The organism is Stenotrophomonas sp. STEN031 (genome assembly GCF_056759975.1).
This window is the reverse complement of record NZ_JBRREA010000003.1, coordinates 62,114-84,982: the sequence shown is the minus strand read 5'-3', so window position 1 is coordinate 84,982 and position 22,869 is coordinate 62,114. Positions and strand designations below refer to the sequence as shown.

At 64.7% G+C, this 22,869-nt stretch carries 19 protein-coding genes; 13 read left to right on the top strand and 6 right to left on the bottom strand.

The annotated features are described in order from the left end of the window. Window positions 1-186: 186 nt before the first annotated feature. Genes ACVOLQ_RS02150 through ACVOLQ_RS02140 form a run of 3 tightly spaced genes read right to left on the bottom strand, consistent with a single transcriptional unit; the run spans window position 187 to window position 2,215 of the window. Entirely contained in the window at window positions 187-618 is a 432-nt protein-coding gene (locus ACVOLQ_RS02150) for a ketosteroid isomerase-related protein (protein ID WP_313493220.1), read from the bottom strand. 29 nt (window positions 619-647) lie between these two features. Continuing rightward, a complete protein-coding gene (locus tag ACVOLQ_RS02145) occupies window positions 648-1,256 on the bottom strand; it encodes a YdcF family protein (protein WP_313493218.1) in 609 nt (202 codons plus the stop codon). Continuing rightward, window positions 1,253-2,215: a pyridoxal-phosphate dependent enzyme gene (locus ACVOLQ_RS02140; protein ID WP_481526908.1), complete on the bottom strand. Its 963-nt coding sequence runs from the start codon at window positions 2,213-2,215 to the stop codon at window positions 1,253-1,255. The genes ACVOLQ_RS02145 and ACVOLQ_RS02140 overlap by 4 nt, the downstream gene beginning before the upstream one ends. A gap of 143 nt (window positions 2,216-2,358) precedes the next feature. Here ACVOLQ_RS02140 and ACVOLQ_RS02135 point away from each other — a divergent pair, with 143 nt between their 5' ends. From ACVOLQ_RS02135 to ACVOLQ_RS02085, 11 genes are all read left to right on the top strand, one after another. Further along, window positions 2,359-2,982 carry a hypothetical protein gene (locus ACVOLQ_RS02135; RefSeq protein ID WP_481526907.1) on the top strand — a complete coding sequence of 208 codons (624 nt, stop codon included), beginning with the start codon at window positions 2,359-2,361 and terminating at the stop codon, window positions 2,980-2,982. Between the two features lie 491 nt (window positions 2,983-3,473). Beyond that, window positions 3,474-5,363: a tRNA uridine-5-carboxymethylaminomethyl(34) synthesis enzyme MnmG gene (mnmG, locus tag ACVOLQ_RS02130; RefSeq protein WP_481526906.1), complete on the top strand. Its 1,890-nt coding sequence runs from the start codon at window positions 3,474-3,476 to the stop codon at window positions 5,361-5,363. A 219-nt stretch (window positions 5,364-5,582) separates the two neighbouring features. Continuing rightward, a complete protein-coding gene (locus ACVOLQ_RS02125; RefSeq protein ID WP_313173273.1) occupies window positions 5,583-6,401 on the top strand; it encodes a nucleotidyltransferase domain-containing protein in 819 nt (272 codons plus the stop codon). Between the two features lie 65 nt (window positions 6,402-6,466). Next, a complete protein-coding gene (locus ACVOLQ_RS02120) occupies window positions 6,467-7,006 on the top strand; it encodes a gamma carbonic anhydrase family protein (protein ID WP_481526905.1) in 540 nt (179 codons plus the stop codon). Between the two features lie 77 nt (window positions 7,007-7,083). After that, complete coding sequence (locus ACVOLQ_RS02115) at window positions 7,084-8,004, top strand: DUF2167 domain-containing protein (protein ID WP_481526904.1); 921 nt, start codon at window positions 7,084-7,086, stop codon at window positions 8,002-8,004. 183 nt (window positions 8,005-8,187) lie between these two features. Continuing rightward, entirely contained in the window at window positions 8,188-8,886 is a 699-nt protein-coding gene (locus ACVOLQ_RS02110) for an RDD family protein (protein WP_313173177.1), read from the top strand. After that, on the top strand, window positions 8,883-9,875 hold the full coding sequence (locus tag ACVOLQ_RS02105) for a stage II sporulation protein M (protein WP_313173178.1): 993 nt from the start codon (window positions 8,883-8,885) through the stop codon (window positions 9,873-9,875). Before ACVOLQ_RS02110 ends, ACVOLQ_RS02105 begins: the two co-directional genes overlap by 4 nt. Then, window positions 9,865-11,454 (top strand): DUF4129 domain-containing protein, encoded by a 1,590-nt coding sequence (locus ACVOLQ_RS02100; RefSeq protein WP_481526903.1) that lies wholly within the window; start codon window positions 9,865-9,867, stop codon window positions 11,452-11,454. The genes ACVOLQ_RS02105 and ACVOLQ_RS02100 overlap by 11 nt, the downstream gene beginning before the upstream one ends. Beyond that, window positions 11,451-12,599: a DUF4350 domain-containing protein gene (locus ACVOLQ_RS02095; RefSeq protein ID WP_481526902.1), complete on the top strand. Its 1,149-nt coding sequence runs from the start codon at window positions 11,451-11,453 to the stop codon at window positions 12,597-12,599. Before ACVOLQ_RS02100 ends, ACVOLQ_RS02095 begins: the two co-directional genes overlap by 4 nt. Continuing rightward, complete coding sequence (locus ACVOLQ_RS02090; RefSeq protein WP_313173181.1) at window positions 12,596-13,615, top strand: AAA family ATPase; 1,020 nt, start codon at window positions 12,596-12,598, stop codon at window positions 13,613-13,615. The genes ACVOLQ_RS02095 and ACVOLQ_RS02090 overlap by 4 nt, the downstream gene beginning before the upstream one ends. A gap of 289 nt (window positions 13,616-13,904) precedes the next feature. Then, entirely contained in the window at window positions 13,905-15,203 is a 1,299-nt protein-coding gene (locus tag ACVOLQ_RS02085; protein ID WP_481526901.1) for a DUF58 domain-containing protein, read from the top strand. A 232-nt stretch (window positions 15,204-15,435) separates the two neighbouring features. Here the strand turns inward: ACVOLQ_RS02085 and ACVOLQ_RS02080 are convergent, their stop codons facing one another. Together ACVOLQ_RS02080 and ACVOLQ_RS02075 are read right to left on the bottom strand one after the other, a co-directional pair. Beyond that, window positions 15,436-16,623, bottom strand: coding sequence for a glutathionylspermidine synthase family protein (locus ACVOLQ_RS02080; protein ID WP_481526900.1), 1,188 nt, complete (start codon window positions 16,621-16,623; stop codon window positions 15,436-15,438). A 4-nt stretch (window positions 16,624-16,627) separates the two neighbouring features. After that, window positions 16,628-17,191 (bottom strand): DUF1190 domain-containing protein, encoded by a 564-nt coding sequence (locus ACVOLQ_RS02075; protein ID WP_312369406.1) that lies wholly within the window; start codon window positions 17,189-17,191, stop codon window positions 16,628-16,630. A gap of 566 nt (window positions 17,192-17,757) precedes the next feature. Between ACVOLQ_RS02075 and ilvD the strand changes: the two genes are divergently transcribed. Next, window positions 17,758-19,596, top strand: coding sequence for a dihydroxy-acid dehydratase (gene ilvD, locus ACVOLQ_RS02070; protein WP_313495841.1), 1,839 nt, complete (start codon window positions 17,758-17,760; stop codon window positions 19,594-19,596). A gap of 30 nt (window positions 19,597-19,626) precedes the next feature. Then, the gene (locus ACVOLQ_RS02065) at window positions 19,627-20,232 is read left to right on the top strand and encodes a hypothetical protein (RefSeq protein ID WP_481526899.1); all 606 of its coding nucleotides are present in this window, start codon (window positions 19,627-19,629) and stop codon (window positions 20,230-20,232) included. Here the strand turns inward: ACVOLQ_RS02065 and ACVOLQ_RS02060 are convergent. Next, window positions 20,220-21,278 carry an integron integrase gene (locus ACVOLQ_RS02060; RefSeq protein WP_481526898.1) on the bottom strand — a complete coding sequence of 353 codons (1,059 nt, stop codon included), beginning with the start codon at window positions 21,276-21,278 and terminating at the stop codon, window positions 20,220-20,222. The two genes, ACVOLQ_RS02065 and ACVOLQ_RS02060, sit on opposite strands and share 13 nt — an antisense overlap. Window positions 21,279-22,869: the final 1,591 nt, after the last annotated feature.

Here is a 22,869-nt window from a genome sequence, read left to right as displayed (position 1 = left end):
TGCGGGAGAGGATGCCGAAGGCAGGAGAGGGGAAGCGGCGAAGCCGCCAAGCTCATGCCCTCGCAGATCGCATGCTGATCGATCCGCAAGCGTTCCCAGCGTCGCGGCTTACGCCGCTCCTACACGCGTGCATCGTGATGCCTCGCAGCCTGCGTCGCGCCAACAACAGCACAAACACCAACGCCGCTATGCGCCCGCTACCTGCGCGATCCAGTCCTGCAGGTTGTAGTAATTGCTGACGCGACTGATCCTGCCATCGCGCACATCAAAGAACGCGCCACCCGGCAGCACGTAACGCTGCCCACGTGCCGGCGGCAGGCCTTCGTCGGTGTGGTGGTATTCGCCGTGCACCACATATTCGGCGGCCACGCGCAGGCCATCGTCGCTGGCCATCACCACCACGTCGCGCAGCTGCTCGCGATAGCTCGCCTCCATGCGCTGCAGGAAGGCGGCAAACAGCGTGCGGCCGGTTTCACGCGCCCCCTGGTTGAGATCGTGTGCAACCTCATCGCTCAGGCAGGCCAGCATGCCTGCCCAGTCACCGCGATTGAACGCTGCGTAGTACGCGTGTACCAGCGCGACGGCCTGCTGCCGTGCAGAGGATTCATTGCCAACCATTACATTCCCCGTGAGAACGAGATCACCGCTCAAGCGCCTTTTGCAAACAGGTCGCGGTGGAAGAAATAAACCTCCTGCAGCAGAAAGCGCCAGCTGGTATGGAAGCTGCGAAAGCGCGTGCTCGGCGTGGACGAAGCCAAGGCATCGATGCCCAATTCCCTGGACAGGCGCAGCGCGCGCGCCATGTGCAGCGGGTCGCTGACCACGATCACCTTGTGCATGTCGTGCTTCAACATCACCTGCTTGGCCTCGACCAGATTCTGCCGGGTAGTGCGCGAACGGGTTTCGATCAGGATGTCGCTGCTGGGGACCTTCTGCTTCAACGCATAGCGCCGCGCCACCTGCGACTCGGAGAAACGCGCACCCGCGCCGCCAAAGCCACCGGTAAAAATCAACTTCGGCGCATAGCCCTGCCGATACAGATCCAGGCCGTGACGGATGCGTTCTTCAAACACCGGCGAAGGTTTGGCGTCATAGGCCGCAGCGCCGAGCACGATGATGGCGTCGGCAGGTGCGGCCTGGTCACGGTCGCCGACCCAGATGATCCACGCCGCTACGCCCAACAGCCACAACAGCAGCAACACACACAACCGCCACACCCAGCCCATCACCCCTGTGCGCCGAACAGCTGACTTCATGCCTGCCCCCAGGGCAAGGCATCCAGATCGACGTTGCCGCCGGACAACACCAGCCCCACCGTGCGCCCGACAAAGCGCTGCGGCTGGGCCAACACCGCCGCCAGGGTGATCGCCGAGGACGGCTCCACGGTCTGTTTCATTACCTGCCAGATCAATCGCATCGCGGCCACGGTATCGGCATCGTCCACGCTGATCACCTGCGCCGCACCGTGCAGCAACGCAAAATTGGGTTCACCCAGCGCACCACGCAGACCATCACACAGCGTGTCCGGCACGAAGTCGATCCGCCGCTCCCCCGCCGCCAGCGAACGGGCGGTATCGGCGGCACCGGCAGGTTCCGCCAGCACCAGCTCGCAGTTGGGCAGCAACTGCCGCATTGCCAGCAGGCTGCCGGCCGCCAGCCCACCGCCGCCAACCGGCACCACCAGTACATCCAGTTGAGTCCCGGCCTGCCGGATCAATTCCAGCACCGCGGTCCCCTGCCCAGCGATCACCCGCGGATCCGTATAGGGATGAACCAGGGTGGCTCCGGTCTCACGCTGCACACGCAGGCACTCGGCCTCACGCGCCGCCTGGGTGGGTGCGCAGCGCCACAGCGTGGCCTGGTTGCGTTCGATATTGGCCAACTTGGCCGCCACCGCACCTTCCGGCACCACGACATGGCAGGGAACGCCCCGCGAGCGCGCCGCCAGTGCCAGTGCCGCCCCGTGGTTGCCCGACGAATGCGTCACTACACCATGCCTGGCGTGCTCCACGTCCAACGACCACACCGCGTTGCAGGCCCCGCGGAACTTGAATGCACCGCTGCGCTGCAGGTGCTCGGCCTTGAAATGCAGGCTGGCACCGGCCAAGGCATCCAGCGCGCGCGAGCGCAGCACCGGGGTGACCGTCGCATGGGCGGCGATACGTGCCGCCGCCGCCAAAACCTCGGCAAAACCGGGCAGGGGAAGTTCATTCATGCTCAAAGGTTAGCCCAGGCCCCGGGCCTGCGACCATCTCACCTGCGCACACGTTGTATGTTCAGCCATGTAGACGCGAATTAAGGGCCGATTCAACGCGGCGGCCCGAAGCTGCATGCCATACCCACTGGGGGGGACTTTTCATGATCAAGCGCCTGATTCTTTCCACCGGCCTGCTGTTGGGCCTGTCCGGCTGCGCCACGTATGACTACGTAGGCGGCGGTTCTGGCGGCTACTACCACGGCTCCCCCTCGGTGCAGTACAGCTATCCCTATGGCTACCCCAACGGCTATGGCTACGGCGGTTATGGCTATGGCAGTGGCTATTACGGCTACGGCAGCTACGGCTACCCGGTCTACCGGCCCAATTACAATCGTCCGCGCCCGCCGTATCACGGCAACGGCCAGCGGCCGCCCGGTCATGGCAATGGCCAGCGGCCGCATCCGGGCGGTGACGGCGACCATAACCATGGCGGCAACCGTCCGCGCCCACCGGGCAATGGCAATGGCGGCAATGACGGCCGCCCGACCCGGCCGCCACCGCCGGTGAACGGCGGCGGCAACAAGTCGCCGTGGCGCAATCTGGACAATCTGTCGCGCCCGCAACCGCGTGCCAATTACCAGCCGACGCCGCGCGCCCAGCCCATGCAACAGGCCATGCAGCGTCCGCAGGCCGCCGCCCGGCCTGCCATTCAGGCACGGCCGATGCCCGCCCGACAGGCGTCACAAACCCGCCAAGTACACGGGGTCAGGAACCTGGAACCATAAAAAGGTTGCAATTGCCGTAAATGCAGGCATTCTTGGTTCCACGGGTGACCGGCAACGTCGCATAGTGACCTAAACCGGCCTTACCCAGACAGCTCAATGTCGATGTCCGTCAGGAAATCTGGATCCCCCCTGTTCCGGCCCTGTCGGGCATCGGCGCCTAATAAAGACAAAGCCCCGGCCTAGGCCGGGGCTTTGTCTTTAACGCTTTCCCGCCAAGGCGGGCCCTGCTGGATTGCAAGGCCGGTAGTCCCCCGACTACCGGCCCCCTGCTACCCCAACGTGCGCTTCGGTCGGCCCCTGTTCCAATTCCGACCTTGTTGCGCCTATGTCGCATGCCACGCTGGGTGCAATGTATTAACTGCAGGTTGCGTGCCAACTTTAGGGTTGATGCGTACCTGATTGCGCTTGGCGGTAAAATCACCACACATGCCGTAACAGCGTGCGAATACCACGCCGACGGACTTCACATTTTCTTTACCGATCTCACGCCCATGAGCGACTCCTTCTACCGTTACGACGTCATCGTCATCGGCGGCGGCCACGCCGGCACCGAGGCGGCCCTCGCTGCCGCGCGCGGCGGTGCCCGCACCCTGCTGCTGACCCACAACGTCGAAACCGTCGGCGCAATGAGCTGCAACCCGGCCATTGGCGGCATCGGCAAGGGCCATCTGGTCAAGGAAATCGACGCCCTGGGCGGGGCCATGGCGCATGCCGCCGACCGCGCAGGCATCCAGTGGCGCACCCTCAATGCCTCCAAGGGCCCGGCGGTGCGCGCCACCCGCTGCCAGGCCGACCGCAACCTGTACCGCATGGCGATCCGCGGCATCGTCGAGTCGCAGCCCAACCTGACCGTGTTCCAGGCGGCGGTGGATGATCTGATCATCGACGGCGACACCATCCGCGGCGCCATCACCCAGACCGGCCTGACCTTCCACGCCCCAGCGGTGGTGCTGACCGCCGGCACCTTCCTGGCCGGCAAGATCCATATCGGCGAAACCCAGTACACCGCCGGGCGCATGGGTGACCCGCCGGCCACCACCCTGGCCGCGCGCCTGCGCGAGCGCCCGTTCGCCATCGACCGCCTGAAGACCGGCACCCCGCCGCGCATCGACGGCCGCTCGCTGGACTACAGCGTGATGGACGAGCAGCCCGGCGATGACCCGCTGCCGGTGATGTCCTATCTGGGCGATGTCCGCGAGCACCCACAGCAGGTGAGCTGCTGGATCACCCATACCAGCGAGCGCACCCACGACATCATCCGTGGCGCGTTGCATCGCTCGCCGCTGTACAGCGGCCAGATCGAAGGCATCGGCCCGCGTTACTGCCCGTCCATCGAAGACAAGGTGGTGCGCTTTGCCGAGAAGAACAGCCACCAGATCTTCGTCGAGCCCGAGGGCCTGGACGTGGTCGAGATCTATCCCAACGGCATCTCCACCTCGCTGCCGTTCGACGTGCAGCTGGAGCTGGTGCGCAGCATCCGTGGCTTCGAGCAGGCGCATATCACCCGCCCGGGCTATGCCATCGAGTACGACTTCTTCGATCCGCGCGGCTTGAAGAACACGCTGGAGACCCGCCAGGTCGCCGGCCTGTTCTTCGCCGGCCAGATCAACGGCACCACCGGTTATGAAGAAGCCGGCGCACAAGGCCTGCTGGCCGGCATCAACGCCGCCCTGTTCGTGCAGGGCAAGGACGGCTGGTGCCCGCGCCGCGACGAAGCCTATATCGGCGTGCTGGTCGACGACCTGATCACCCACGGCACCAGCGAGCCGTATCGCATGTTCACCAGCCGCGCCGAGTACCGGTTGCAGCTGCGCGAGGACAACGCCGACACGCGCCTGACCCCGACCGGCCGCGAGCTGGGCCTGGTCGATGACCGCCGCTGGGCCGCGTTCGAGACCAAGCAGGCCGCCGTTGCCAGCGAGAGCGCGCGCCTGCGTGGCATCTGGGCAACGCCGGGCAATGCACTGGGCCGCGAAGTCGCCGAGACCACCGGCGTGGCGGTCAGCCGCGAAACCAATGTGCTGGACCTGATCAAACGCCCCGAGCTGGACTACGCCAAGTTGATGCAGGTGCCGTCGCTGGGCCCCGGCGTGGAAGACGCACGCGTCGCCGAGCAGGTGGAGATCAGCGTCAAGTACGCCGGTTACCTGGACCGCCAGCGCGAAGAGATCGAACGCCAGCAGCGCCATGAGAACACCGCGATCGCCGAAGGCTTCGACTTCGCCTCGGTGCGCGGCTTGTCGGCCGAGGCACTGCAGAAACTGGAGCGCGTCCGTCCGCAAAGCATCGGCCAGGCGCAGCGCATCCCTGGCATGACGCCCGCAGCAATCTCGCTGCTGCTGGTGCACCTGGAGCGGGCACGCCGCGGCAAGGTGGCGTGAGTTTTTGGGAGGGGCTGTTGAAGCCTTGAGAGCTTACCCCTCCCCAGCCCTCCCCTTTGCTTCGCAAAAGGGAGGGAGCAGAAGCGGCGCTCCGCCATCTGAAAGAACACGCCAAACAGCCCCCTCCCTTTCACCGAAGGCGGAGGGGAGGGTTGGGAAGGAGTGCCTTTCGCGCGCACCCTGACTAGACTGCGTCTCCCGCTAAAGGAGCCGCAGAATATGGACATTCACCCGATCGACCCGGAAAAGCGCCAAGCCGTACTCGCCGCGCTGGAACAGATCGAACGCCAGCACGATGTACGCGTGTTGATGGCCTGCGAATCCGGCAGCCGCGGCTGGGGATTCTCATCGCCGGACAGCGACTACGATGCCCGCTTCATCTACGTCCATCGCCAGCCGTGGTACCTGAGCGTCAATGAACGGACCGGCCCGGGCGAAGCACAACGCGATGTGATCGAGCTGCCCATCGATGACGAGCTGGATATCAGCGGCTGGGACCTGCGCAAAGCATTGCGCCTGGTCTCCAAGTCCAACCCAACCCTGTCCGAATGGCTGCGCTCACCCATCCACTATCGCGGTGATGCTCAGGCCATTTCAGAATTACAGGCCGCGGTACAGCAGTTTCACTCGCCCCTGGGCAGCTGGTGGCATTACTTCAACATGGCAAGCGCCAATCATCGCGGCTATCTGAAAGGTGAGCGGGTGCGCACCAAGAAATATCTCTACGTGTTGCGGCCCTTGCTCGCCTGCCAATGGATAGAGAACGAGCCCACACCGCCGCCCATGGCTTTTGAGGACCTGCTCGATCGCCTGCTTCCCGATGGCAATGTACGCAACGCCATTGATCAGCTGCTGGTGACAAAGCGGCGCAGCGCGGAGGTAGCCGATGGCCCTCGCATAGCCCTCATCAGTGACTACATTGATGCCGAGCTTGCGCGGCGCAGCAGTACACCGCCGCTGTTGACTGCAGGCCAAGGTGACGCCAACGCGCTTGACGGACTTTTCAGACAAATGCTCATTGCCCACGCACCGCGTTGAGATCCCCCAACTGGCAACAGCGACTATGATGTTGCTTGCTAAATTCGTTCCCCGAGGCGATCACCATGCCCGCACTCCGCCCCTTCCTGGATAAAACCCCCACCCTCGGTGAGCGCGTCTATATCGATGAAGCCTGCACCATCATCGGTGACGTGCAGATTGGCGATGATGCGTCGGTGTGGCCGGGTACGGTGATCCGCGGTGATGTGAACCACGTACGCATCGGTGCGCGTACCAATGTGCAGGACGGCACCATCATCCATGTGAGCCACGACAGTCCTTACAACAAGGGCGGCTACCCCACGCTCATCGGCGAAGGTGTCACCGTCGGCCACGGCTGCATCATCCACGCCTGCACCATTGGTGATTACTGCCTGATCGGCATGGGCGCCTGCATTCTTGATGGCGCGGTGATCGAGGCCAATGCCTTCATCGCCGCCGGTGCGGTGGTCGGGCCGGGCAAGCTGGTGCGCAGTGGCGAGCTGTGGGCCGGCAATCCGGCACGTCTGATGCGCCAGCTCAGCGAGAAGGACATCGAGGGCCTGCGCTATTCGGCCGACCACTACGTCAGGGTCAAGGATCAATACCGCGGCATGCAGGGCTGAGCGAGCAGGCATTGTCGGCACGCCCCCTGCGGGTGCACACTGCCGGCCCGGCGTGGGGACGCCTTTGAGGGTTTGACATGAAGTCGATGAAAATCGTGGCGCAGCGCCTGTTGGCGGCTGTGGCACTGCTGTGCGTGGTTTGCTTTGCCGCCTCCGCCCAGGACCCTGCCCCGGAGGAACAGGGCATGACTGCGGAGCAGTTCGAACAGTCGCTGCAGTTCCGCGGTGGGGAAATCGCGATACCCGAGGCCAGGGCGCATTTCAATCTGGACGGCGAATTCCGCTATCTGGACAAGGCCGATGCGCGCCGTGTACTGGAAGACATGTGGGGAAACCCGCCGGATGACAGCGTGCTGGGCATGATCGTGCCGCGCAGCCCCGGCCTGAGCGAACCGGAAAGCTGGGCGGTGGTGGTGACCTGGTCCGACGATGGTTACGTGTCCGACGAAGATGCCAGCAAGATCGACTACGACGATCTGCTCAAGACCATGCAGGCGGAAACCCGCGACAGCAATCCGGAGCGGGTGAAAGCCGGTTATGGCTCGCTTGATCTGGTCGGCTGGGCAGTGCCGCCGCGCTATGAGGCCGGCAGCAAGAAGCTGTACTGGGCGCGCGAGCTGGCCTTCAATGACCAGCCTGACCACACCCTCAACTACGACATCCGCGTGCTCGGACGGCACGGCTACCTGAGCTTGAATGCCGTTTCCGGCATGTCCGAGCTGGCGACGGTGCGCGAGGGCATGGACAAGCTGTTGCCGATGGCCGAGTTCGACCAGGGCGCCCGCTACGCCGACCACAATCCCAGCACCGACAAGGTCGCCGCCTACGGCGTGGCGACGCTGATCGGCGGCGGGCTGGCGGCCAAGGCCGGCCTTTTTGCCAAGCTCGGCCTGCTGCTGGCCAAATTCTGGAAGCTGCTGTTGATCGGCGTGCTGTTCCTCGGCGGCGCAATCCGGAAGCTGTTCGTGCGTGGTGACGACAACCGCACCGTGCGCTGAAACCTGCCGCGCCCGGCCCGCTGATCGCATCGGCGGGCTGGGTTTTCGCGCTGCCGCCAGCTACAGTCAGCATTCTGATAAGGACGTAGCAGAGACACGAATGCCCCAGGCATCCGTCCGGGCTGGACTCCGGGCTTCCATCCGCCGCACGCAGTACCCGCATCGGGTGCCGGGCTCACTGCAATGAACGACGCTGCACGGCCGATGCTGGACACCTACCGCGAAGTCATCACGCCCGAAGGCGTGCCCCTGCAGCTGCCCGCCGCCGGCCCGGTGCCACGCGCCCTGGCCTGGCTGATCGATCTATGCGTGCGTTTTGGTGTGCTGGCGGTGATGAGCCCGCTGCTGGTCGCCCTCGGCGAACTTGGCCAGGGCATCTACCTGGGGCTGATGTTCCTGATGTTCTGGGCGTATCCGATCGTGCTGGAAGTCTGGTTCGGCCGCACCTTGGGCAAGAAGGTATTGGGACTGCGCGTGGTCGCCCGCGATGGCGCGCCGCTGGGCTGGATGCCGGCGATCGTGCGCAACCTGCTGCGCACCGTCGACGCCCTGCCGTTTGGGTATGCGCTGGGCCTGGTTACCTGCCTGTTTGATGCCCATGGCCGTCGCCTCGGCGATCTGGTCGCCGGCTCGTTGGTGGTACATACGCCGCCACGCCCGGCTACGCCACCGGCCCGCATCGATACCGTGCTGGCGCCGCCGCTGCCGCTGCAGCCCGGCGAACAGGCCGCGCTGGTCGCCTATGCCGATCGTGCCCCGGCGCTGTCGCCCGGACGCCAGCATGAGCTGGCCGACATCATCAGCGGGCTCAGCCAGGAGCGGGGTCAGGCCGGCGTGCTGCGCCTGTATGCGATGGCCAACTGGTTGCTGGGGCGGCGATGAGACAGGAACAGTTCGTCACCCGCTACCAGCACGAATGGCAGCAGTTCGAGGACTGGCTGCAACGTCGTGGCGAGCGCTCGCGGAAGCAGCGCCACGACACCGACCCCGACCTGCTGGGCGACGAGACCATCCCGCAGCGCTATCGGCGCCTGTGCCAGCAACTGGCGCTGGCGCGCCGTCGCGGCTACAGCCCGCAACTGGTTGAACAGCTCCAGCAGCTGATGCAGCGTGGTCACAACCTGCTGTACCGCACACCCGCACCGCGCTGGCAGCGCGTGGTCGAATTCCTGTTCGCCGACTTCCCCAGCACCGTGCGCAGCCAGGCCGGAGCGATGTGGGTGGCCTGCGCATTGTTCGTTGTTCCGCTGGTCGGCATCTTCGTCCTGCTGCAGTACAAACCCGAACTCATCCACATGCTGCTGGACCCGCGCCAGGTCGCACAGATGGAGAAAATGTACGATCCGGCCGCCGACCATCTTGGCCGCGACAGCGGCACCGATTGGGCGATGTTCGGCCACTACATCATGAACAACATCAGCATCGGCCTGCGCACCTTCGCCAGCGGGCTGTTGGCCGGTATCGGCACCATCCTTGTGCTGCTGTTCAACGGCGTCACCATTGGCGCCGTGGCCGGACACCTGCAGCAGATAGGCTCGGGCGATCCGTTCTGGCGCTTTGTGGTGGGCCACGCGCCGTTCGAGTTGACCGCCATCGTCATCGCCGGTGGCGCCGGCCTGCAGTTGGGGCTGCGGCTGCTGGCACCGGGCCGCAAGCGCCGTATCGACGCCTTGATCGAAGGCGGTGTTATTGGTGCACGACTGTGCCTGGGCGTGGCTTTCATGCTGCTGGTGGCCGCTTTCATCGAGGCCTTCTGGTCTTCGATTGCCTGGGTGCCGATGTGGGGCAAGCTCAGCGTGTCGGCGGTGCTGTGGACGGTGGTGCTGGTATGGCTGTGGCGCGGCGGACGTGGAGCGGGTCATGCGGATTGATCGACTCGACGTCGTGCTGCGCGCGCGCTCGCAATGGGAAGCGATGGAGCTGGGCACCGCGCTGGTGCGCCGGCATGCCGCCGCCATCTGGAAGCCCTGGATACTGCTGACCCTGCCGGTGTTCGCGGTGCTCAATCTGCTGGGCTGGTGGCTGGACAACTTCTGGCTGTCCAGCTTCATCCTGTGGTGGCTCAAGCCTGCCTTCGAGCGCATTCCGCTGTATGTGATCTCGCGCGGCGCATTCGGTGCCGAACCCGGTACCCGGGAAACCCTGCGCGCGCAATGGAACTGGGGCTGGCGCGGATTGGGAGCCTACCTCGGCTGGCGCCGGCTCAGCCCCGCCCGTTCGCTGTTGATGCCGGTCGACCTGTTGGAAGGTGGCGATGCCGCGCAACGACGCGGGCGCCGGCATGCGCTCGGGGGGGCCAGCTATGGCCACGCCTCGTTGCTCACCTGGGTATGCTGGCACTTCGAGGCCATGTTGCAGTTTGCCGGCGTCGCCCTGGTTTTCATGTTCGTGCCGGTGGAACTGTTGTCCGAATCCCTGCGCGCCACCTGGGAACTGATTGGCGAAGACACGCCGGCCTGGGCATGGATAGGCTTCAATCTGCTGGCCTGGTTGGCCATGAGCCTGATCGGCCCGTTCTACAGCGGTGCTGGCTTCGGCCTGTATCTGAACCGCCGCACCCAGCTGGAAGCCTGGGATGTGGAGATCGCCTTCCGCCGCCTGCGTGAGCGTCTGGCCGGCCTGGCGCCGATGCTGGTGTTGCTGTTGGCCGTGTTCGCACTGCCATCACTGCAGGCGCGGGCGCAGGAGACCGCCGAGCCCCCCGGCAGCAGCAGCCACGGCAACCACAAGGGCACCTCAGCAGCAGCGCCCGAAGCCACGACGGCAACCACACCCCAACAGTTGTTTGGCGATGCGCCTGCAGATACCGCCGGCTTCCGCCAGGCGGCGGCACGCGCTTACGAAGATCCGCAGCTGGGTGCCAAGCGCAGCGTCACCCGCTGGGTCAGGAAGGCCTCGGACAAGACGCCCGAAGCCGATGACGACAGCAACAAGCCTGATCCCGGCCCCCTGCTGGAGGGCATCGCCAAGTTCGCCGCGCTGATCGGCGAAAGCATCCTGTGGATCCTGCTCGGCATTGTGCTGGTGATACTCGCACTGACCGCACGCTGGTGGCTGCCCTGGTTCCGCGGCGATGGTCGCAGCACCCGCAACGTACAGGCACCGGTGCTGCAGGAAGCCCTGCAGCTGCCGGAAGTGCTGCCGCCGGACATCCTCGGCAGCGCGCGCCGGCTATGGCGCGAGGGCAAGCCGCGGCACGCACTGGCACTGCTGTACCGCGCGTCGGTTGAAGTGCTGGTCGAACGCGGCAACGTCGTGTTGCCGCCGGGCGCCACCGAAGCGCAATGCCTGCGTGCATCGCGCAAGATGCCGCAGGAGGCCGACCGCAACCTGTTCGCACGCATGGTGCGGACCTGGCAGTACGCCGCCTATGCCGGCCGCCTGCCCAGCGACGAGGCCTTCGATGCGCTGATCAAGGACCTGCACCAGCAGTACGGGTGGCCGGCATGAACGCCGCCGTACGCAATGCACTGATCATCGGCCTGCTGTTGCTGACCGCGTTGATCGCGTTCTGGTTCTTTCGCAATTTCGAGAAATCCAGCGAAGAAATCACCCTGCCCGCTTATGGCGAGCCCACTTACAACGCGCTGTACGCACTGCGCGAAACCCTGATCCGCGATGGCGCCAAGGCCGAAACCCGGCGCAAGCTCGACCTGCCGGCCATGCAGCTGCAGCCGGGCGACAGCGTGCTGATGCTCGACGACCCGCGCTTGCTGACCCCTGCGCAGGTCGAGAGCCTGCTGGACTGGGTGCAGTTTGGCGGCCACCTGCTGCTGCGCGTGCCCGATGCCGACGAAGACCTGGATGGCGACGAACAGGGCCTGCTGGAACGCCTGGGCGTGGTCACCAGCGACGCAGCAGCTCGCTGCCAGGTTTGGCAGGTGCCGGGACAGGCCTCGCACGACGAATTCTGCAGCGGCAATCGTTTCACCCTTACCGACAGGATCCGCGCCGAGCTGCGCTGGGCCGATGGCGGCGGTGATGACACGCTGGCCTATGCCCGCCTGCGTTACGGCCTGGGCCGTGTGGACATCCTTGGCGACATGGATTTCCTGCTCAACGGCGCAGGCGCGGGCGACCCTGGCCTGCGCGATCTTCCGCACCGCGATCTCGCCCGCCTGGTGCTGGCCCCCAACTACGGCAAGGGCACAACGCACCTGATCTACGCGATGGAACTGCCATCGCTGTGGAAGACGCTGTTCGAACGTGGCTGGCCGGTATGGTTGCCGCTGCTGCTCGCCCTGCTTGCGTGGCTGTGGATGCGCTGCCAGCGTTTCGGCGCGCTGCTGCCCTCGCCGCGCGAAGACCGCCGCTCGCTGCTGGAACATGTGCGTGCCAGTGGCGAGCACCTGCACCGCTACCGCAAGTCCCCGTTGCTGTACGACGCAGTCCGCCAGGCCTTCCTCGCCCGCCTGCGCCGGCGCGCGCCGGTGGCTGCCGCATTGACCGGCGAGGCCCAGGCACAGGCGATTGCCGACCACCTGCAATGGCCCATCAGCCGTGTGCAGACCGCCTTGCAGATTCCCCCTTCGCAGGACGACATCGCCCTGCGCGACCGCATCCGCTTGCTCATCCAGATGAGAAACCAGCTATGACCGACACCTTCACTCCGCCCGCCCTCCCCGGCGCTGCAGCGACGCCGGCTCCCGCAGCGGTCAACACGGTTCTGATCGAACGCGTCGAGCGCATCCGCGAAGCGGTCGGCCATGCCTTTATCGGCCAGAGCGATGTGCTGGACCAGATCCTGATCGCCTTGCTGGCCGGCGGCCACGTACTGATCGAAGGCGTGCCCGGCTTGGGCAAGACACTGCTGGTGCGCGCCCTGGCACAGGCGCTGGAGCTGGACTACGCGCGCGTGCAGTTCACCCCGGACCTGATGCCCAGCGACGTCAGCGGTCATGCGGTCTATGACCCCAAGACCGAAAGCTTCAAGATCCGTCGCGGCCCGGTGTTCACCAATCTGCTGCTGGCCGACGAAATCAACCGCGCGCCGGCCAAGACCCAGTCCGCGCTGCTGGAAGTGATGCAGGAAGGCCAGGTCACCATCGAAGGCAAAGCCTTCTCGCTGACCCCACCCTTCCTGACCCTGGCCACGCAGAACCCGGTGGAGCAGGAAGGTACCTATCCGCTGCCGGAAGCGCAGCTGGACCGTTTCCTGCTGAAGGTATTGATCGACTACCCCCAGCTGGAGGACGAGAAGCAGATGGTGCAGGCCATCACCACCGGCCGCACCGCCAGCGACTTCAACCTCACCCAGGTGCCGCGCGTGCTCAGCGGAGCCGACGTGGTCGAGCTGCAGAAAGCGGTGGCGGCAATCACCGTTGATCCGCAGGTGATCGACTACGCGGTGCGCATTGTTGCCGCCACCCGCAAGTGGCCGGGCATCGCGCTGGGCGCCGGCCCGCGCGGCAGCATCGCGCTGGTGCGTGCGGCACGAGCGCAGGCCGTATTGTCCGGCCGCGATTTTGTCACCCCGGATGACGTCCGCGAGATCGCCAAGCCAGCACTGCGTCACCGCATCGCACTTGCCCCGGAACTGCAGATCGAAGGCCAATCCGCCGATGACGCCCTGACCGCACTGCTCGCCAAGGTAGAGGCCCCGCGCAAGTGAGGAATGCGGCAAGCATCTACGGCCAAGCCCGTGCCCCCGACCCCGCGCGCGCAGCGCGCCGGAGTGCTTGGGTGACGGCGGCTGTTGCCTCTGCTTCGGATTTGGATTTGGATTTGGCTTCTGCTTCTGATCTAGCCCCCTCCCTTGCGTGCGCAGCACGGAGGGGAGGGCTGGGGAGGGGTGCTTCTGCTTCTGCTTCTGCTTCTGCTTCTGCTTCTGCTCCTGCTTTTGCTCCTGCTGCAGCGCTTTCCCCATCAACACCAACACACAAAACAACCAGGGCCACGCAGTGAGACCCGCTCCCCTACTGATCGCCCTGCTGGTGCTCTGGAGCCTGCTTGGCCTGCCAGTCGCCCTGCACTACCTGCCGATGCAGGCATGGACCATCAGCGCAGCTGCAATCGCCCTGTTCGCAGCGCTCGATCTGCTGCTGCTGTGGCGCAAACCCAGTCCGCAGGTGCGGCGCGAACTCCCCGACTCCCTCGCCTTGGGCGTCGAACGTGAGACATGGCTGCAACTGGATTCCTACGGCAAGCAGCGCGTCGACGTATTCGACCTGCTGCCCGATGGCTGGAACAGTGACGGCCTACCACGCCGCTTGAAGCTGGGCAAAGCCAGCGAAACCCGTTTCAGCTACCGCTTCACCCCGACCAATCGCGGCACGTTCGTATTCGATGGCGTGCACCTGCGCCTGCATTCGCCGCTGCGCCTCTGGCGCCAACAACGCACGGTTGGCACGCCACAAACGGTGCGTGTCTATCCCAACTTCGCTCCGCTCACCCGCTTCGCCCTGCTGAGCGCGGAGATGGCCTCGCGGTTGGTCGGCGCCCACCTCAAGCGCCGTCGTGGCGAAGGCACCGACTTCCACCAGATGCGCGAGTACCGCGTTGGCGACAGCCTGCGCCAGATCGACTGGAAGGCCACCTCGCGCGCGCGCAAGCTGATCTCGCGCGAGTACCAGGATGAAAAGAACCAGCAGCTGGTGATGATGATAGACACTGGTCGGCGGATGATGGCGGACGAAGGCGGCCTGTCGCATTTCGACCACGTGCTCAATGCCTCGTTGGTGGTCTCGTATCTGGCATTGCGCCAGGGCGACGGTGTCGGCCTGTTCGCCAGTGGTGGCGACAGTCGCTGGGTCGTTCCCAAGCGCGGCATGGGGGCGATCGACAGCCTGCTGCGCGCCAGCTATGACCTGCAGCCCAGGCCCGTGGCGACCGACTACCTTGCCGCGGCCACCGAGTTGTCGTTGCGTCAATCGCGACGCAGCCTGGTGATGCTGGTCACCAACGTGCGTGACGAAGACATCGAAGACCTGCTCGCTGCCGTGCGCCTGCTGCAGAAGCGGCATCTGGTCTGTGTCGCCAGCCTGCGCGAGCGCGAACTTGATCAGGCCTTGGCACGCGATGTGGAAACCGTACCCGAGGCGATACAGGCCGGTGCCATTGCCGCCTACCTGCAGCAGCGCAGCGATGCCCATGAAGCACTGCGCAGCCACCGGGTGATGGTATTGGACGTCACCGCCGAAGAGCTGCCTGCAGCGCTGGTAGAACGCTATCTGGCGGTAAAGCGCGACGGCCTGCTGTAAACCATCAGCCCCGGCTTTGCGACTCACGCCGCTCCCACGACCCGACCATGGCCCTCACCGACCACGCCACTGTAGTGCCGAGCCATGCTCGGCAAGGGCCTTACCGACCCTGCCCATGTAGTGCCGAGCCATGCTCGGCAGGGGGCCTTACCGGTAAAGCCTCAGCCGAGCATGGCTCGGCTCTACAGTAACGCTGGCTTCGCGGCTTACGCCGCTCCCACACGTCAACCACTCAAAGATAGATACGCGTCGTGCCCTGCGGTGCATCGTCGATGATGGCATGCGGCAGGAAGCGCGCACTGTCACGGGTGATGCGGCTGTTGTCCTCGCGGATGCCCACACCACAGGCGCGATCGCCCACCACCCAACTGCCCACCAGCGGGTAGTTGCCCTCGAACACCGGCAAGGCATGAAACGCCTGGCGGATGCTGGGCCCGCTGTACGGCCCTTCGCTTTCCTGCCAGCTGCCATCGTTCATATGCATGGCCACGTTGGCACCTTCGCGCGAATGCAGCGGCTTGCGCACCCAGCCGGCCGGCAGTGCGCTGCCGTCATCGAAATACGATTCGAGCAGGTTCGGGTGGCCACGATGGCGCTGCCACAACAACGGCAGGATGCCCTTGTTGCTCAACACCGCCTTCCATGCCGGTTCCAGCAACTGCACGCCCGAACGCGGCAAGGCCGCGCCGAATTCCTCGCGCATCAGGTCTTCCAGCGGGTACAGCTTGAACAGGCTGCCAATCACCACATCGTCCAGATCGGTGAAACGGCCGTCTTCGGACAGGCCGATATCCTCGATGGCGATGGCCGCCCCACGCAGCCCGGCCTGCGCCGCACAATCGCGCAGGTAGGCGACCGTCCCCTGGTCTTCCTCGGACTCGCCCACCGCACTGAAATACAGCGGCGGCGGCAGGCGCGAGGCCAGTTCGGCAAAACGCTCCACCAGGGTTTCGTGGAGGGAGTTGAACTGATCGGCCTGCTGCGGCAAGGCGCCACGGTTGCGCTGGTCCTCCAGCCATTGCCACTGGAAGAACGAGGCCTCGTACAGCGAGGTGGGCGTGTCGTAGTTCAGCTCGTACAGCTTGGCCGGGCCGTTGCCGTCATAGGCAAAATCCAGGCGGCCGTAGAGATGTGGGTCGCGGCGACGCCAGCTTTCGGCGATCCAGTCGCGGAACGCCTCAGGGATGGCCAGCTGCGCCATCAGCGCCTCGCTGCCCACCACTTCGCCCACCAGATCCAGCGCCATGGCATGCAACTCGGCGCTGGGGTCCTCGATATCGTTTTCGATCTGGCGCAGGGTGAACGCGTAATACGCGCTTTCATCCCAGTAGGGCGCACCGTCGATGGTGTGGAAGCGGAAACCGGCTTCGGCAGCACGGTCCCGCCAGTTGCCACGCTCGGCAATTGCAACGCGCTTCACTGCATCAACCGCCGACGCTGCTGCGGCCGCCGCTACGGGCACCAAAACCGCCACGGCTGGCGGTGACGGCGCGGTTGGGCTCGGCGCTGACCGGCGCCAGGCCCGCCTTGCCGGCACCAATGCCGCTGGCCGTGTTCAGGCCACCACTGCCGCCCGGCGCGGGCTTGGCCCAACCGTTGGCGTTGTCCTTGAAGGCCGGCTGCGATGCCGGCGGTGCGGCCACGGCGCCACGGCTGCCGTTGAGCATCTGCGACATGAAGAAGCCCATCATCATCGGCCCGATGAACGAGGTGCCGGCGCTGGTCTGCTGCTGCACGCACTGTTCGGCCGGATACTCCTTGGCGCACTCTTCCTTGCTGGCGTACTTGGGCGCGGCATCGGCGGACTGCTTCTGCGCGGTGGCGAAGGCCTCGCGGCAGCTGGACGGATTGCCGGTGGCCTCGGAGCAGGCTTCCACCGAGGTGTACAGCCCTTCCTGCACCTGCACGGTTTCTTCCTTCTGGCAGGCGGTCAGCAGCAGCGGCACGGCGCTCATCAGCACCAGTGCGGTGGCCTTGGATCGCTTCATGGTCGGTTCCCCGTCAATGTGATTCCCCAATGATGCCCGATGCAGGCTGCAAGGCGGAAACCGGAATGTTCCTGAAGCTGAATCGCGTTTCAGCTGAGGGGGACGAGGGGCTGATGTGGCGGGGTCTCAGGGGGCTTCTTTGCTGCTACGGGATTACTTGTCCGACGCTGCTGGGTGGGCCGAGAGCGAGAGCTAAAAGCCAGAGCTAAAAGCACCCCTCCCCAACCCTCCCCTGCGCTACGCGCAAGGGAGGGGGCTGTCTGCTGCGCGCGTTCAGATCGCAAGCAAGCCGCTTTTACCCCCTCCCTTGCGCGCAGCGCAGGGGAGGGTTGGGGAGGGGTGCCTTTTGCTTTTGCTTTTGCTTCCGCTTTGCCTTTGCCTGGCTCTGGCTTTGGGACTGGCGCTGCCTCCGGCCCCCACCACTTCCACCCAGCCCCATTCGAAACCCCAACCAATCGCCCAATTCCACCCTCAAACCACCGCAAACCAATGGTTGCAGCTGCAACCTGGAACTTCATGCAGAATCAATCGCACTGCACTTCTGCCAGCCCGTTCCCGCTCGCCCCATGCCTGAATACCGCTCTAAAACCTCCACCGCCGGTCGCAACATGGCCGGCGCCCGCGCCCTGTGGCGTGCCACCGGCATGACCGATGGCGATTTCCACAAGCCCATCGTCGCGGTGGTCAATTCCTTCACCCAGTTCGTGCCCGGCCACGTGCACCTGAAGGACCTTGGCCAGCTCGTCGCGCGCGAGATTGAAGCGGCCGGCGGCGTGGCCAAGGAGTTCAATACCATCGCCGTGGATGACGGCATCGCCATGGGCCATGACGGCATGCTGTATTCGCTGCCCAGCCGCGAGATCATCGCCGACTCGGTCGAGTACATGGCCAATGCGCACTGCGCCGACGCGCTGGTATGCATTTCCAACTGCGACAAGATCACCCCGGGCATGCTGATGGCCGCGCTGCGCCTGAACATCCCGGCCGTGTTCGTTTCCGGCGGACCGATGGAAGCCGGCAAGACCAAGCTGGCCGAGCACAAGCTGGACCTGATCGACGCCATGGTCGCCGCCGGCGACGAGAAGGTCAGCGACGAACAGGTTGCGGCCATCGAACGCAGCGCCTGCCCTACCTGCGGCTCCTGCTCGGGCATGTTCACCGCCAACTCGATGAACTGCCTGACCGAAGCGCTGGGCCTGTCGTTGCCCGGCAACGGCACTGTCGTGGCCACGCACAGCGACCGCGAGGCGCTGTTCAAGCGCGCCGGCCGGCTGATCGTCGAGCTGTGCCACCGCTGGTATGGCGGCGAGGAAGCCAATGTATTGCCGCGCGGCATCGCCACCTTCGAAGCCTTCGAGAATGCGATGACGCTGGATATCGCCATGGGCGGCTCCACCAACACCATCCTGCACCTGCTGGCCGCCGCACAGGAAGCCGAGGTTGCCTTCGACCAGCGCGATATCGACCGCCTGTCGCGGCGCGTACCGCAGCTGTGCAAGGTGGCCCCGAACACGCAGAAGTACCACATCGAAGACGTGCACCGCGCCGGCGGCATCATGGCCATTCTTGGCGAGCTGGCGCGCGGCGGCCTGCTGCATACCGATGCCTCCACCGTGCACAGCCGCACGCTCGGCGACGCCATCGCGCAATGGGATGTCACCCAGACCCGGGACGAAGCCGTGCACCAGTTCTACAAGGCAGGCCCGGCCGGGATTCCCACCCAGGTGGCCTTCAGCCAGTCCACGCGCTGGCCCTCGCTGGACCTGGACCGTGCCGATGGCTGCATCCGCGATGTGGGCCATGCGTTCTCCAGCGAAGGCGGCCTGGCCGTGCTGTACGGCAATCTCGCCGCCGACGGCTGCGTGGTGAAAACCGCAGGCGTGGATGAATCCATCCACGTGTTCGAAGGCAATGCCCGCGTGTATGAAAGCCAGGACGCGGCGGTCAAGGGCATCCTCGGCAACGAGGTGCAGGCCGGCGACGTGGTGGTGATCCGCTACGAAGGCCCGAAGGGCGGTCCCGGCATGCAGGAAATGCTGTACCCGACCAGCTACCTGAAATCCAAGGGTCTGGGCAAAGCCTGTGCGCTGCTCACCGACGGCCGTTTCTCCGGCGGCACCTCCGGCCTGAGCATCGGCCACTGCTCGCCCGAAGCCGCTGGCGGTGGCACCATCGGCCTGGTGCGTGACGGCGACCGCATCCTGATCGACATCCCGCAGCGTGGCATCAACCTGCTGGTGGACGATGCCGAACTCGCACGCCGCCGCAGCGAACAGGATGCCAAGGGCTGGAAGCCGGCCGAGGCACGCCCGCGCAAGGTAAGCACCGCACTCAAGGCCTATGCCCTGCTCGCCACCAGCGCCGACAAGGGCGCGGTGCGCGACAAGGCGCTGCTGGACGGTTGACCGTGCAAGTGGGCGCGGCAGAATGTGGCCATGAACACGGCCACCCCCTGCCCGCCCCCGCTGCCTGCCATCGCCAGCTGCTTGTGGAATGGCCACCCGTATCGGGTGACGGCTGCCGAGCTGGGGGCTTACGTGGATGCCCACCTTCCCGCACTGCTGTGGGACTTCGACATCCACACCGAGCGTATCGACCCTGACGGCATCGTGCTGGACGAAGACGATCTTCCGCCCGATGCGCTGCACCTTCGTGTGCATGACTGCCCGGCTTTCAGCAGCGGCCCGGGCGCAGTGGCGCACTGGACCGACATCGCCGGCATGCAGATCAGGTTCGCCAGCAAGGACGAACCCGAAGTACTGCTCTACACCGGCGAGCACCTTGCCCTCGACAACGGCGGCTTTGCGCTGAGTGAACGCGACGGCCAATTATGGATAGCGCTCAATGGCCATTGCGATGGCATGCATGGCCCGGCCAGGATCGAAGTGCTCGCGCCGTTGACGTTCACCACCATTGCCTGCGGGCGCCGCGATCAGGCCCAGGCCCGCGAACACATCGCAACCGTGGTTGACCCCGACCACTACGCATTTGAATGTGACGAGTACGGTGTTGCACGCTTCCGCCCGATTCACAGGCGCTGATCGTCAGGCTCACGGGTACTTTCCAGCACCGACAAAGCCGGCACCGGCAGCCGATCCAAGGGACTGAGCACGGCACCGGCACCGCGCCCCAATACATGTGTGTAGATCTGTGTCGTGGCGATGTCCTTATGGCCCAGCAGTCCCTGCAGCGTACGGATGTCGCAGCCCGCGTCCAGCAGATGGGTGGCAAAACAGTGCCGCAGGGTATGGCAGCTCGCCGGCTGCAGGATTGCCACCTGCAAGCGCGCCTGCTTGATCGCCCGCTGCAGCACTTCCTCACTGAGATGATGGCGGCCACGCCGCCCCGTGCGTGGGTCGCGGGACATCCTGTGCGACGGGAACAGGTACTGCCAGCCCGGTTGTACGTCAGCTGATGGGTACTTCCTTGCCAAGGCATTCGGCAGATGGACCCGTCCCCCGCCTGCAGCAAGATCACGTTGATGCTGAAACAACACCTGCTCGCGCTGCTGCAGCAAGCGATCACGCAGCGACACTGGCAACGGAACACGCCTATCCTTGTTGCCCTTGCCGGCACGCACGCAGATTTCACTGCGCGCAAAGTCCACATCCTTGACCCGCAAGCGAAGGCATTCCATCAGTCGCATGCCCGTGCCATACAGCAGACGCGCCATCAGTGCGGTGACACCTTCCGGGATTGCCGACAACAGCCGGGCAACATCCTCCACAGGCAGAACGACGGGCAAACGTTTGGGGCGCTTCGCACGCACAACGTCCTGCAACCATGGCAGTTCCAATCGCAGCACCTCGCGATAGAGGAACAACAACGCCGCCAACGCCTGGTTCTGGGTGGCTGGCGCTACCTTGCCTTCCGTCGCCAGCCGGCTGAGGAATGCCGCAACCTCATCACCGCCCATCTCGCGGGGATGGCGCTTTCCGTTGGCCAGGATGAACCGCCTGATCCACCCCAGATAGGCCTGCTCGGTACGGATGCTGTAGTGCCGCAAACGGATCTGTGCCCTGACGCTATCCAGCAATCGCGGCGGCTGCGCCGGTGTTACACCGCTTGGAACAGGGTCGTAACGCATAGGCCGCTCCCAAGCGGTAGTTTCCGGGAAGCATGCAGTCCGGCTTTGGCTGCCCCTATCGGCTAAATCCATGATTCGACGTGGGAATTTCTTAATTTGAAAGCGGCAAGAAAACAGGGATACTCTGCTCTACACCGCTGTTAGGCGGTCCAATACGAGTTAGGCTTTAGAGAGCGCAAATGGCAGGCCAAGTCACGCAGCTACGCGAACTGATCGAAAACCGCCTTCTAGAGGCACCAAGTGTGTCTCTTGTTGATGTCCTTGCAGCTTTCGATCACCAAAACCATTGTCTGCCCACCACGTGGCGCTGGAATCAAGCGATCGCGGAGGTAGCAGAGCCTTTGGTCTTGTCCGCTGACAGAACCCACGTAGAGCTCTCTACCGGGCCCAAGCTTGCCAAACTATCGGACTCAGACGTTTCCCGTGTTATTGCACTGTACCTGAGGGCTGTTCGGCATAAGCAGCCAGGGTACGAGGCCTAACAATTCATTCAAGCCGAACCCGCTGCGCGGGTCGGCTTAATTCCGGAGTTAGGCCACCTAGAAAGATGAGCGATTTTCTTCTAATTCTGCTTGTTCCAGTGCTCGCTTCTTTAGCCTGTCTTGTATGGCTTACGGCCCGCCGTTCGCTGGCATCTCTTCGAGCCGCGCTGACTTGCTCTAGTCTCTCATTGCTAGTCTGGGCTTGGGCATACTGGCAATTTCGCGACGGCATCGGGCTTGGGCAAGAGCCCTCACAGGGTCTGGCGGCTGTACAAAACTTCGTCGGGCTTGCTTGGGTTCCGTTGCTGGGGTGCCTGGTGTTCTCAGTTGTATCAGTAGCCGTTTACCGCACGCGCAGAGTTCGCTACGGTGCGGCCTAACAGCCGAACCCGCTGCGCGGCGCGGCTTAATTCCAGACTTAGGCAGCAAATCCAGGTACCGTCGAACTCACAAGGAAGCGAAGATGACTGACTGCACGCCAGACCACCAAGGCAATATCACGTGCCCCAGCTGCGGAAACGTTTATTTAGGCGATAGCAACTGCCACACAGTTCCTGCTCCAAGCGGTAGCGGCGGTTGCACTAAGCGGTGTCACTGTCCGTCCTGCGGTGATTCTTGTTGCATGGAGCGCGATCGACCAGGGCTTAAGCCTTGGTGATAGCCCCGCTGCCTAACAATTCATTCAAGCCGACCGCTGCTTCGCAGCGTCGGCTTAATTCAGGCGTTAGGCGGCAGTGGTTTGGGTTGGCTGGCCCCTCTTCTTTCGGCCGCAACATCGGCAAGTCACCGGTCGGCTCCGGGTAGCAGCACCAACTGTTCTCGGCATCGGCAAGCGCATCATTTCGCCTTACGCTTCACTGCCCCACCGCAATCATTTCATCACACTTCGGCGGCTACGCGCGGCAGGGTTTCCCAGGCAAGCTCCACCCAGCGAGCTGTGGCATGATCGGTTCGCATTGGGTTGCACAAGCAAGGCAGCATTGGCCCGGGGAGCGGTAAGGGCCACAGCCGCCTAACAGTTCATTCAAGCCGAACCCGCTTCGCGGGTCGGCTTAACTCAGGCGTTAGGCGGCAGTGGGTTGGGTTGGCTGGGCCCTCTTCTTTCGACC